Origin of the sequence: Metabacillus litoralis (genome assembly GCF_003667825.1) — a bacterium.
Taxonomy (GTDB): domain Bacteria; phylum Bacillota; class Bacilli; order Bacillales; family Bacillaceae; genus Metabacillus; species Metabacillus litoralis_B.
On the sequence record NZ_CP033043.1, the window covers coordinates 2,393,821 to 2,407,119 of the forward strand.

Consider the following 13,299-nt stretch of genomic DNA (forward strand, 5'->3'; position numbering starts at 1 on the left):
GTTTTTCATCAGCTTCTACTATCTTTTAAGCAAGAAGTGTGCCAAAAATATTTATATTTTTCATATTGAACTTGTCCATTATTCATTTATCAGCATTTAACTTTTTTTACATATGTATAATAAGGGCGACAAATTTTTAAATACATGAAATTTATCCTCCCTTATCATATAACGATTATGCATCATTTTGCAAACTATGAATCATGTTGCATGCTATTATTTGCAAGGTTATATTTTTCCATCTTATAATACAAACTTCGAAGTGAAATTCCTAAAGCCTTTGCTGTTTGGGTTCGGTTATAATCATGTTGTTCTAAAGACTTCTTAATCACTTCCGCTTCCACTCTTTCTACAGCTTCCGCAAGTGTTTCACTATTATTATGAACAATTGTGATATCTTCTTGTATTTTGTCCTCTTTGGCTGGTTGCTGAAGCAATGGTATATGTTGCCCATCAATCGCTGTCACATGATGCTCCATAAAAATAATCGCCCTGCCTAGAACATTTTCAAGCTCCCTTACATTTCCCGGCCAGTTATACTCCATCAGCTTCTTAATTGCTTGGGACGTGAGACTTTCAATATTCCTTCCGTAGTCTTGGTTTAACTTACGAATTAACCTCTCACAAAGGGCAGGAATATCTTCTTTTCGATCTCTTAAAGGTGGAATTGAAATAGGATAACGATTTAATCTATAATACAAATCTTCACGAAAAAGCCCCTCGGCCATTGCTTTCTCGATATTAACATTCGTCGCTGCAATACAACGAACATTAACTGAAGTGGGCTTTGTTCCTCCAACTCTTACAATTTCATTTTCCTGCAGGACACGAAGTAATTTCGCTTGCATATTTGCGGAAAGTTCACCAATTTCATCCAAGAAAATACTTCCATTATTTGCTTCCTCAAAAAAACCTCTTTTCCCACCACGCTTTGCACCGGAAAACGCCCCTTCTTCATAGCCGAACAATTCACTTTCAAGGAGATTTTCAGCAATAGCCGCACAATTTACCCGAATGAATTTATTAAATTTTCGATCACTAGCATTATGTATCGCGTGGGCAAACAGCTCTTTTCCTGTACCTGATTCCCCTCTTAACAGAACAGTGGCAGGGGTTTTTGCTCCAAGCTTCGCCTGCTCAATTGCCATTTTCATCTCTTCACTAACTCCAATAATATCTTCAAAAGAGTATTTAGCTTCCAGTGTCCGAATGATCTGTCTTGCTCTGTTTAATTCAGTTGTAAGTGTTTGAATTTCAGACACATCATGGATCACGCCAACACTACCTTTGAGCTTTCCGCTTACAATAACAGGAGCAACATTTACAATAACATCTTTTTTCGCTGGACCGACTTTCATTCTTACACCCCGAACAGCGCGCCTTGTTTGCAATACCTTCATATGCATGCTTTCTCCCTCAGATATGTCAGCTGTAGCAGGCTTACCTATTACTTGCTCTTCTGTTAACCCGGTTAGTTTTGTGTAAGCCCGATTAATTAGGATTCCACGACCTTCCTCATCAACAACTGAAATTGCCTCTTCAGAAGATTGAATGATTGCCTCTAGCATCATTTGTATATCTTTTAAATTTGTTACTTCTTCTGCTAAGTTCACCACTTCGGTGATATCTTTAAATAACGACAAGGCTCCTAACAAATTTCCTGATTCATCGATTAAAGGAATTCTTGTCGTAATAATTTTCAATCCATTTTCAAGAACCTGTTCTTGATTTGTCTCAACTTCTCGGGTTTTTAAGGTTCTTCCGAGTTTTGTCGATGGAATAACTTCCTTTATTTTTAAACCAATTGCCTTTTTTCGAGGAAATCCGGTGATTTTTTCTGCAGTTTTATTAAAAAGTATGATTCGTTCGTTAATATCAATAACGATCATTCCGTCATTTGTGGAATTAAAAATAGTTTGCTGCTTATATGTTTCTTCCTTTAATCTAGCAATCAATACCTCTTTTTCTTCCACTAATTCAGAAATGAGTAGTGCAACAGATCCCGGTATAATGGTTGTATCAGGATGTTTCTCCTGTTGAAGCTCGTGCATTAGTTCATCAGATCCAGTTGCATCTATAATAATATTTACCTTTTGATTGGTAACCTCTCTCCAATTAGTAGCTGTTTTAATTCCTTGAGCTTTAGCATATTTCACCCCAGGAGCATGCTCATTCTTATCAATAACCATCATTACATCCATCATCTTTGTTTCAATCATTCTTTTTATTAGTGCTTTACCACCTTTACCCGCACCTATGATCACAACTTGTTGCATACAATCTATCCCCTTCATTTCACATTAAAGTCCATCCATAACCTTTGTTCAGAATTTGCAATTTTTTGCACAGTTCTATTTTATCCTAAAAGAATACCACTTGACAAACCGAGCTTCGAAACAGACAATTATTCTGAGAATACGAAAGGACGAAGAATAATGTCGAGGATAATTGCATTAATCATTATGGTCATCCCAGGCGTGTTAGCTGCCTATGGTATTAAGCTTATGAGAGATATGACATTTGGTATCCTTCAACCTCCTATTCCTTTCTTAGCTCTACAATTTATCATCGGCTTAATTCTATTTTTAGGTGGACTAGCCTTTGTAGCAGGGTTTATTTTTTATCGAGATCGTAAACGAAATAAAGTACAAAAACGGTTCAGTAAAAGTAAATAGGCATGGTTTGAAGGGAATAAATAAAAAGAGTGAGCTCGTATAATAGCTCACTCCTCTTTGTTTAAATTTACTGCTTTCTCAGGAAAATCAGTTATAAATGCTGCACATCCATCATTGACTAAGTTTTTCATAACTTCTTCATCATTAACTGTAAATGGTCTAACATCAAGAGAATTTTGTTTCGCCTCATTAATGATAAAAGAGTTAACTGCATAATAATGCGGGTGCAAACCAGTAGCACCAATCGTTTTGGCATAATTCCACGGTTTATATAATCCTTCCATATACAGAATAGCCGTTTCAATTTCAGCATCAATCTGCTTACAAGTAACTAAACTATAATGATTAAAAGAAGAGATGATCACATTCTTCTGCATTTTATATTTATGTATTAATTCGATTGTTTTCTGTTCTATAAATGGATACTGAATGATTCCATTTTTAAGTTCAATATTAACAACAAAAGAATCTTGAAGCTGAGAAGCCCAATTTAATACCTCTTCAAGGGTTGGAATAGGTGTTTTTTTACTATATTGTTTAAATAGATAGCAAGCATCAAGGTGAGAAATTTGCTTTAAGGTTAGGTCCTTTACATACCCCAAGCCATCTGTAGTCCGATCTACTTTTTCATCATGGATGACGACTAATTCTCCATCTTTTGTCATTTGAACATCCAACTCAATTCCGTTTGCCCCAACGTGGTGTGCTTCTTGAAATGATAGCATCGTATTTTCCGGGTACGTTCCAGCTGCTCCTCTGTGACCAAAAATCAATGTCATCTTGTTTACACCTTCTTTTCATGTAAAATAATAGTTAAATATAAATAGGAGGGATGATTCTTATGAGACCATTACAAATCTCTGCAGACACTGCACAAAAATTAGCAGCTTCGCTTAATGTTCCATTAGAACAGGTAATGCATATGCCACAGCATATTTTACTTGCTAAACTGGCAGAAATTAATAAAGAAGAAGATCAGAATTAATCTCTCTTCTACTGTGCCCTTAAAACCTATCTCAGACGATAAGTATTTAAGGGTTTCTTTTTTACCCACGCTCATTGTATCATCTTGAACAGTTAAATTTATCAACTTCTTTATTCTACCTTTTTACCTACTTTCCTTTATTCTTTCATTTTTTAGTACCAAGTAATAATAATAGGTGTTATGATAAACTTATAAAATTTGATGAGGTGATATGAATGCAATCAAAGGCCAGAATCACAGCAATTGGCACCTATGTCCCCACCAAAATCATGACAAATAATGATTTTGTTCAGATTATTGATACAAACGATGAATGGATTTCAAAACGAACAGGAATTAAAGAAAGACGCCTTGCTGCGGAAAATGAATTCACAAGTGACCTATGCGTAAAAGCTGTTGAAGATTTAGTCATTCGATATAATAAAGAAATTAGTGATGTTGATTTTATCATTGTTAGTACACTTTCACCAGACTTTTTAACACCAAGTGTCGCTTCATATGTCCAAGGTAGATTAGGTATTAGACAGGCAGGGGCTATCGACCTGAATGCAGCATGCGCTGGTTTTACATACGCACTGCATATTGCTAACAGCTTACTATCAAGTGGTCTTCATAAGAAAATACTTGTAATAGGCGGGGAGACGTTATCAAAGATAACAGACTTCACAGACCGAACATCATGCATTTTATTTGGTGATGGTGCAGGTGCTGTTTTAGTAGAAGCTGATAGCAAAGGTCATTTTCTGGCATCATGCGTGAATTCTGAAGGGGAAAAAGGTATCCATTTGTATGGTACACACCTCTCAACTACGATGTTCGAGCAAGATCTTCAAGATAAAAAACAACTTGTACAAAATGGCAGAGAGGTCTATCGATGGGCGGTCACAACTGTCCCAACCGGTATTAATACGTTGTTAGCTGACTCAAACTTAACTAAGGAAGATATTGATTGGTTTATCCCACATAGCGCTAATTTGCGCATGATTGAATCAATATGTGAAAAAAGCGGATTCAGCATTAACCAAACCTTATATAGCTTAGTTCATTATGGGAATACATCTGCTGCCTCAATTCCATTAGCTCTTGATTTAGGTATAAAGGAAGGAAAAGTGAAACCAGGTGACACCTTATTACTTTATGGATTTGGCGGAGGATTATCACATTCTGGCCATATACTAACTTGGGGATAGACCATTTCCCTGCCCCGTTACATAAGATTTTAATCTTTAGTGAATAGTAAAAAAAAGCGATGCTAAAGGAGATTCACAACATGAAGCCGCGTATGATTTGCACCGTTTTATTTCTTTTTATAATGGTTTTTTCTCCTGCCCATACTATCGGTAATGAATCTGTAAAATACGGAGCTCAGGAAGCTTTAGAAGACTCAAACATATCTCTGGCCGAGGCACTTTCATATGCTCTTGAGGATAAATATTTAAAGCAAGCAAACTTTGATTATTCTATTGAAAAATACGGTAGTATCCGCCCTTTTGTTCAAATAAAAATCGAAGATCAACACCAGATGAGCATGTTGCTACCGTTATTTAAAAAATATAATATTATGCTTCCTAAAGATAGAGCAAGACATTATATAAAAAAGGATACAGGAAGTCTCTATCAAGTGTTTCAAATACAGATTGGCCGAGAAAGAAACGCTATAAAAATGTATAAAAAGTTCTTATCTATTCGAGAATTTCCCAAAGACATTTTAGACACATTTCAAGAACAACTAATAGTTTCCCAAAAGCACTTAGAGTCATTAGAACAAAATGTGAAAAAATATAAGTGATTTTTCAATGCTAGACACAAAAACCTCCTTAACACTTTGGTTTAAGGAGGTTTTTCATTATCTTTATTAGCTCGCTTTATGTTCCAAACGAAGCTTATCAGCTACCATTGCAATAAATTCTGAGTTTGTTGGCTTTGCTTTTGTCATGCTTACTGTGTAGCCAAATAGAGATGAGATGGATTCAATGTTTCCACGGCTCCATGCCACTTCAATCGCGTGACGAATAGCACGTTCAACACGTGATGCAGTTGTGTTATATTTTTTTGCAATATCAGGATATAACACTTTTGTAATTGATCCTAATAATTCGATATCGTTATAAACCATAGAGATTGCTTCACGTAAGTATAAATAGCCTTTTATATGTGCAGGAACTCCAATTTCATGGATGATGCTTGTAATGCTCGCATCTAAATTTTTGCCTTTGGATTGTGGCTCAACAGCAGGTCTAATTGAAGAATTAGCTCGTTTAATGATTGGCGCAGCATTTCCGCTTACTTGACGGATGTGACTTGCTAAACCTTCCATATCAAACGGCTTTAAAATAAAGTAAGCAGCTCCAAGGTCAACCGCTTTCTTCGTTACATCTTCTTGTCCAAATGCTGTAAGCATGATTACGTTTGGTTGCGGACGATCCATTTGTCTTAGTTTTTCTAGAACACCAAGACCATCTAAGTGAGGCATAATAATATCCAATACTAAAACATCCGGCTCCTTATCTTTTAACATATTTAAACATTCTTGACCATTATATGCAACACCAAGAACCTCAATATCATCTTGGCTTGATAAATATTCTTCTAATAAACCAACAAGTTCCCGATTATCGTCAACTATACAAACTTTAATTTTACCCACAAATACTTCCTCCTCAGTCTTGATTTGCCATTATATCTTATATCTATACATATGATTACATAAATCAATTCGACAATCCAGTAAAAATACCTTTATTTTTTTGAAAAAACTTTAAAAAATGGAGGATAACAAAGTTTTTCTTCATTTTACTCTATTTTTCGACTTTATACACCATTTGACAAATCAAATCCATGTTCGTTTTGTCGAAAAATCTTTTCACCTTTATTTTACATAATTCCACGGACATTGAAAAGGAAAAAGATAAAAAACTGCCAAGAAAAGAAAATTTTCTTGACAGTTCCTTATTAGCTTGCTTTATCTTTTTCTTGATTTCCATAAATATCAATACCTGCTTCATTTAGCATCCATTCAATATGAACACCGTAGCCCGAGGTTGGATCATTTACAAAAACGTGAGTAACCGCACCTATGACTTTTCCATTTTGGATGATTGGACTCCCGCTCATCCCTTGAACAATACCACCGGTTTTATCCAGTAATTTTTCATCTGTGATTTTAATAACCATTCCTTTAGTTGCCGGGAACTTTTGAGGAACAGAGCTAACGACTTCAACATCAAATTCCTCAACCTTGTCATTATCAACAACTGTTAGGATTTTTGCTGGACCTTCTTTGACTTCATTTGATAAAGCAATTGGCATCGCCTTATCCATTATTCCATTTGTAATATCTTGATTAAGCTCACCAAAGATACCAAAAGGACTATTACGTGTAATGTTACCGATAATTTTGCGATCTCCTGAAAACCTTGCTAGTTTTTCACCTGGGTTTCCGTTACTACCTTTTTCAATTGAAGTAACAGTTGATCGAACAATTTGACCATTTTCAACAACGATTGGCTTTTTCGTATCCATATCCGAAATGACGTGACCCAATGCTCCATATTTTTTAGATTTTGGATCGTAAAACGTCATGGTACCAATGCCTGCTGCCGAATCGCGAATATACAAGCCAATTCGATATGAACGATCATTTTCATCTTTTAGTGGATACAGTTTCGTTTTAATTTCTTGATCTTCTCTCGATAACACTAAATCAAGTGGCTTACCTGTATTACCTGCATCTTGAATAAATGGAGTAACATCACTCATTTGCTCAATTTTTTTCCCGTTTATCTTTGTAATAATGTCGCCTACTTCCACTCCAGCAATTTCACCTGGAGACTTCTTACCTTCTGCAGTATTAATTTGATGGTGTCCAACCACCAATACGCCAAGAGTATTTAGTTTTACACCAATTGACTGACCTCCAGGAATGACCTTGAAATCAGGTAACACCTTTACACCTGTTTTTTTCACCGGAAAGCCAGCAAGATCAAATACCACTTCACCTTCTCCTGCTTTTTTCCCATGAACATCAAGTGTTTTACCATCCGTATTTTTCTGAACAGTAAACGCTGTCTCTGCATCTTGAGAAGCATTTACAGGTATCGAACGATTCACGCTCACATTTTGTGACTCAAATACCGTCAAATTTTTAGGTATTTTAACGTATTCTTGAACTTCTTTCACAAAACCTAAACTCATTAATAAAACAAGGAGAAGTACACCAATTATTTTTCTGATTTTATCTGTCTGCAAAAACCTTCACTCTCCTCGCTCCTAACCCACACCATATCTTCTTATATGGCTACAGTTTTAATGTAGCCTTTTAAGGCCTGATTTATAACTGTAATGGATAGAAATTTAAAGGATTTGTTGTCAGAATTAACATCATTTTGAAAGTGAAACAAGGATGAAATTACCATAAATAAAAACCGAAAAAGCTGCCAACTTATATAGTGGCAGCTTTAACTTAACGTTTTGATGAAGAAGCAAGTAACAGAAGTTCTCTTGCATGTTCCTTTGAAAGCTCCGTTACTTCTACCCCAGCAATCATTCGTCCGATTTCTTTAACTTTCTCGTCTTCTACCAATGGCTTAACACTTGTTTTGGTTCGACCCGATTTTGTTTCTTTTGCAATATATAAGTGTGTATCAGCCATTGCAGCGACCTGTGGAAGATGTGTAATACATAGAACTTGAGAACCGTTAGAAACTCGATAAATTTTTTCAGCAATAGCTTGAGCAACACGCCCACTAACACCGGTATCAACTTCATCAAAAATAATTGATGTGATTCCTTGGTGCTGTGAAAAGATACTTTTCATTGCAAGCATGATCCGTGAGAGTTCTCCACCTGATGCAGTTTTATTTAATGGTTTTAATGGTTCACCAGGGTTAGTAGAAATATAAAATTCAATTTCTTCTGCACCTGTTGAAGTATATTTTATCTCGTTAACATTGTTTCTTTTTTCTTTCATGTTAACATCAAAGCTTGTTTTCTCCATATATAACTCTTTAAGCTCTTGATGAATTTCCTCAATTAGCATCTTAGCATGCTTCTGCCTAATCATTGAAAGGTTTTTCGCCTCAATGGATAAATCTTCTGTAATAGATTGAAGCTCTTTTTGTAATTTAGTTATATGGCTATCTTTATTTTGTATCGTATCGATTTCCTCTTCAATCTTAGCTGAATAAGTCAAAATCTCTTCAACTGATTGACCATATTTTCTCTTTAAAGTGTTAATTTCATTCAATCGACCCTCAACGTAATTCAGTCGTCCAGGATCAAATTCTAGAGATTCCAATTCATTTCGTAGCTGATACGAAATGTCTTCCAACATATAAAAAGCGTTTGAAACCGTCTCTGAAAGTTCCTTTAAAGTAGCATTAATTTGGCCCACATTTTCAAGCTGACTCATGGCAAGACCTATCCAATCTAACCCTTTTTGTTCGCCATGAAGTGAGTTATAACCGTTTTGCAGTGCATCATATATCTTTTCATAGTTCGATATTTGATTTTTCTCTTCTTGTAATAGCTCGTCCTCTTTTGGCTGTAGCTCTGCCTTTTCTATTTCATCTAATTGAAATTGAAGCAAATCAAGCCGGTGAGCCATTTCCTGTTCATTTTCGGAAAGCTGGGTAATTTTCTTTTTTAAGCCATCATAATGTCGGTATACATCTAAATAGGCTTCTAATGCATCCTTTACTTCTTGCCCACCATATTGATCCAGCAATGATAGATGATTTTCCTCGTTCATAAGCTCTTGATTATCATGCTGCCCATGAATATCAACCAAAAGCTGACCAACTTCTCTTAAAACAGCAATTGTTACTAACTTCCCGTTTATCCGGCAAATACTTTTACCTGTTGAAGACATATCTCTTCTAAGAATAATCATTCCATCACTAACATCAATTCCAAACTCTTCACATTTGAGATAAACAGGATGATTCGTATCATCTAATAAAAATAGCGCCTCTAATTCTGCCCGTTTTTCTCCATACCGAACAAATTCCGAAGATCCTCTTGCTCCTGCTAATAAATGAATGGCATCAATGATGATTGACTTTCCAGCCCCGGTTTCACCAGTTAATACAGTTAGTCCTCTCTCAAATGAAACTGTTAAAGATTCAATAATCGCAAAGTTTTTTATTGATAATTCCGCTAACAAACAGAATCACACCTCTTATAATAATTTCTATCAATTTATTTCCTAAGGAATTATAGCATGTCTAAAAAACGTTGTGTGATTGTATCCGTGTCATTTGGTGTTCTGCAAATGAGTAGAATTGTATCGTCACCACAAATTGTTCCTAAAACTTCATCCCAATCCAGGTTATCAATTAAAGCACCGATTGCATTAGCATTTCCTGGTAATGTTTTCATCACAAGCATATGCCCTGCAGAATCCACCTTAACAAATGCATCCATTAAGGCACGCTTTAGTTTTTGTAATGGATTAAACCTTTGGTCAGCAGGCAGACTGTATTTATATCGTCCATCAAGCATTGGTACTTTAACTAGATGCAGCTCTTTTATGTCCCTTGATACCGTTGCCTGTGTTACATTAAAGCCCATCCCTTTTAATAAATCAACTAATTCATCTTGTGTTTCAATATCATTATTTGTAATTATTTCACGTATTTTGATATGTCTTTGTCCTTTATTCATCTAAGGCACCCCTTTTGCATTGATGCAATTCTTCTCTTTTGTATGTTTATACTTCTCATCTTATATTAAATCCTTATAAATGTACAGATTTAATAAAAACCCTTTAGAAAAACTGCATAAAATAATGCAAAATTGGATTTTGGATTTCTTTGTTGATTATTAGGAATTGCATGAATATACAGACTATTTTTAGGGCCAATTAAAAAAACAGGAAAATAGCTGTGGGCTATTACTCCTGTTTATCACTTTGCCTTTTTTCTTTTAGTGTGGCATGCGCTTCCTCTACTACTTGTTTTGCTGATTTTTGAAAATGATTTGTTCCTTTTTCCTGAGAACCTTCCCATCTTATGTGTAAAAGGAACTCAATATTGCCATCTCCTCCCGTTATCGGAGAAAATGAAAGGTTCTGAATATCATACCCTTCCTTTAGAACGAATTCCATCATTTCTTTTAAAACATGCTCATGTACCTCAGGATCACGTACAATGCCCTTTTTCCCAACAAATTCTTTTCCAGCCTCAAACTGAGGTTTTACAAGAGCAACTACATCGCTTTCTGCACGTAAAATTGTTTTAAGGACAGGAAAAATTAGTCTTAAAGAAATAAATGAAACATCTATAGATGCAAATTCTGGCATTCCTTTTTCAAAATCAGCTGGAGTTACGTAGCGGAAATTTGTTCGCTCCATTACAACTACACGTTCATCTTGTCGAAGCTTCCATGCTAATTGATTATACCCTACATCAAGTGCATAAGATAACTTTGCACCGTTTTGGAGGGCACAATCCGTAAATCCACCTGTCGACGAGCCGATATCAATCATTATTTTGTCACTAACATTAATATCAAACTCATTTATTGCTTTTTCCAGTTTTAAGCCACCACGACTTACATAAGGAAGTGTTTGACCTTTAATTGTTAATACAACATCTCTTGAGACCTTTTCACCGGGTTTTTCTAATCGCTCTTCGTTCCCATAAATAAGACCTGCCATAACTGCACGCTTCGCTTTTTCTCTTGTATCAAACAAACCATTTTCTACAAGCAGAATATCTAATCTTTCTTTTTTACTACTCATGAGCGAAGTACCTTTTGTTCTTGTTTAGGAATCATAGTTTCTAACTTATGAACAACATGTTCAGTTGTCATTTCGATTTCCTCAAGTAGCTTCGAAACACTTCCGTGTTCAATAAATCGATCTGGAATACCGATTCTTGAAATAACAGTTTGTATATATTGATGTTCCTGAGCAAATTCAAGTACAGAGCTTCCAAAACCACCTTGAAGAATGGCTTCTTCAATTGTCAGAATCGGCATTCCCTCAGCAAAGATTTCATGTAACATCTTATCATCTAAAGGTTTTATGAAACGTGCATTTACAACTCGAATTGATTTTCCTTGTTTCTCTAGGATAGTAGCTGCTTCCATTGCCATTTCAATTGTCGTTCCAAATGTTAAAATAACAGCATCCGTACCTTGCTTTAACACTTCCCATGTTCCAATCGGAATCACTTTAAGCTGTTCGTCCATAGCTACACCTAAACCATTTCCTCGAGCATAGCGTAGCGCAATCGGACCATCATTATATTTAATTGCCGTATTAACTAAATGCTGACCCTCATTTTCATCTTTAGCCATCATAACGACAATGTTTGGAACATGTCGTAAAAAGGCAATGTCAAATACACCTTGATGTGTTTCACCATCAGCACCAACTAAACCAGCTCGGTCAATTCCGATGAAAACATTTAAGTTTTGACGACAAATATCATGAACGACCTGGTCATAGGCTCTTTGTAAGAAAGTCGAGTATATCGCTAAAAACGGCTTCATATTTTGTGTTGCCAGACCTGCTGCTACTGTAGCTGCATGCTGTTCAGCAATTCCAACATCAAACATGCGATCAGGAAATTCCTGAGCAAAGGCTTCTAATTTAGAACCAACTGGCATTGCTGGTGTAATAGCTACAATTCGCTCATCTTCACGAGCAAGTTTTTGAACTGTATCACTTACTAGTTTACTCCAGGCAGGACCAATTACTTTTGGTTTTACGAAGTCACCCGTTTCAATCTTATATGGACCTGTTCCGTGCCAGGTTCCAACTTTATCAGATTCTGCAGGTTGATATCCCTTACCCTTCTTGGTAATTACATGAAGTAAGACAGGTCCTGAAGTCTTTTTAGCATATTGAAGATTTTCAAACAAATCATCATAGTTATGTCCATCAACAGGACCTAAATAAGTAAAGCCTAGTTCTTCAAAAAAGACGCCTGAAACTAGCATATACTTTAAGCTGTCTTTCACTCGTTCAGCTGTAGCGGCAAGCTTCCCACCTACTGCTGGAATTTTCTTCAATAAATATTCCAGCTCATCTTTAACCCAATGGTATTTGCCAGCTGTACGGAGTCTTCCAAGGACATTATGAAGTGCCCCAACATTTGGAGCAATCGACATTTCGTTATCATTTAAAACAACAATCATGTCTTTTTGCTCATGTCCAATATGATTTAGTGCTTCTAAGGCCATCCCACCTGTTAAGGCACCGTCTCCAATAATCGGGATAATATGTTCTTTAGATTTTTTAATGTCTCTTGCAATCACCATTCCCATTGCAGCGGAAAGTGATGTTGAGCTATGACCGGTTTCCCATACATCATGTTCACTTTCGTCACGTTTTGGAAATCCTGAAAGTCCTTTATATTGACGTAACGTATCAAAATCACCAGCTCGGCCAGTTAAGATTTTATGAACATAAGATTGATGGCCAACATCCCAAATAAATTTATCCTGAGGACTATCAAACACTTTATGAAGGGCAATTGTTAATTCAACAACACCCAAATTAGGCCCAATATGCCCGCCTGTTTCAGATAATTTTTCTATAAGAAATTGACGTATTTCTGCACTAAGTTTTTCGAGTTCATTGTTAGATAATGTTTTTAAAAAGCTAGGGTCTTTAATGGATAGAAGATCCAA

12 protein-coding genes are annotated in these 13,299 nt (G+C 35.9%); 4 read left to right on the plus strand and 8 right to left on the minus strand.

All coding sequences use genetic code 11. The features are described from left to right. Positions 1-194: 194 nt before the first annotated feature. A complete protein-coding gene (locus tag D9842_RS11895) occupies positions 195-2,276 on the minus strand; it encodes a sigma-54 interaction domain-containing protein (protein ID WP_121662718.1) in 2,082 nt (693 codons plus the stop codon). A 159-nt stretch (positions 2,277-2,435) separates the two neighbouring features. On the opposite strand from D9842_RS11895, the gene D9842_RS11900 reads away from it, so the two are divergent. Further along, positions 2,436-2,675 carry a DUF2627 domain-containing protein gene (locus D9842_RS11900; protein WP_121662719.1) on the plus strand — a complete coding sequence of 80 codons (240 nt, stop codon included), beginning with the start codon at positions 2,436-2,438 and terminating at the stop codon, positions 2,673-2,675. Between the two features lie 47 nt (positions 2,676-2,722). Here the strand turns inward: D9842_RS11900 and D9842_RS11905 are convergent, their stop codons facing one another. Continuing rightward, complete coding sequence (locus D9842_RS11905) at positions 2,723-3,454, minus strand: glycerophosphodiester phosphodiesterase (protein ID WP_121662720.1); 732 nt, start codon at positions 3,452-3,454, stop codon at positions 2,723-2,725. A gap of 62 nt (positions 3,455-3,516) precedes the next feature. Between D9842_RS11905 and D9842_RS11910 the strand changes: the two genes are divergently transcribed. The 3 genes from D9842_RS11910 (at position 3,517) to D9842_RS11920 (ending at position 5,449) form a co-directional block, all read left to right on the plus strand. Beyond that, complete coding sequence (locus tag D9842_RS11910) at positions 3,517-3,660, plus strand: YycC family protein (protein WP_121662721.1); 144 nt, start codon at positions 3,517-3,519, stop codon at positions 3,658-3,660. A gap of 215 nt (positions 3,661-3,875) precedes the next feature. Continuing rightward, complete coding sequence (locus D9842_RS11915) at positions 3,876-4,850, plus strand: ketoacyl-ACP synthase III (RefSeq protein ID WP_121662722.1); 975 nt, start codon at positions 3,876-3,878, stop codon at positions 4,848-4,850. A gap of 92 nt (positions 4,851-4,942) precedes the next feature. Further along, positions 4,943-5,449 carry a ferritin family protein gene (locus D9842_RS11920; RefSeq protein ID WP_162987410.1) on the plus strand — a complete coding sequence of 169 codons (507 nt, stop codon included), beginning with the start codon at positions 4,943-4,945 and terminating at the stop codon, positions 5,447-5,449. A gap of 66 nt (positions 5,450-5,515) precedes the next feature. On the opposite strand, the gene spo0A is transcribed toward D9842_RS11920, so the two are convergent. The 6 genes from spo0A to dxs form a co-directional block, all read right to left on the minus strand. Further along, positions 5,516-6,307 carry a sporulation transcription factor Spo0A gene (gene spo0A / locus D9842_RS11925; RefSeq protein ID WP_121662724.1) on the minus strand — a complete coding sequence of 264 codons (792 nt, stop codon included), beginning with the start codon at positions 6,305-6,307 and terminating at the stop codon, positions 5,516-5,518. 305 nt (positions 6,308-6,612) lie between these two features. After that, the gene (gene spoIVB, locus D9842_RS11935; protein WP_121662726.1) at positions 6,613-7,908 is read right to left on the minus strand and encodes a SpoIVB peptidase; all 1,296 of its coding nucleotides are present in this window, start codon (positions 7,906-7,908) and stop codon (positions 6,613-6,615) included. Between the two features lie 214 nt (positions 7,909-8,122). Then, a complete protein-coding gene (gene recN / locus D9842_RS11940; RefSeq protein ID WP_121662727.1) occupies positions 8,123-9,823 on the minus strand; it encodes a DNA repair protein RecN in 1,701 nt (566 codons plus the stop codon). A gap of 50 nt (positions 9,824-9,873) precedes the next feature. Beyond that, positions 9,874-10,323 carry a transcriptional regulator AhrC/ArgR gene (gene ahrC, locus D9842_RS11945; RefSeq protein WP_121662728.1) on the minus strand — a complete coding sequence of 150 codons (450 nt, stop codon included), beginning with the start codon at positions 10,321-10,323 and terminating at the stop codon, positions 9,874-9,876. Positions 10,324-10,552: 229 nt separating this feature from the next. Continuing rightward, on the minus strand, positions 10,553-11,401 hold the full coding sequence (locus tag D9842_RS11950; protein WP_121662729.1) for a TlyA family RNA methyltransferase: 849 nt from the start codon (positions 11,399-11,401) through the stop codon (positions 10,553-10,555). Continuing rightward, complete coding sequence (gene dxs / locus D9842_RS11955) at positions 11,398-13,299, minus strand: 1-deoxy-D-xylulose-5-phosphate synthase (protein WP_121662730.1); 1,902 nt, start codon at positions 13,297-13,299, stop codon at positions 11,398-11,400. Before dxs ends, D9842_RS11950 begins: the two co-directional genes overlap by 4 nt.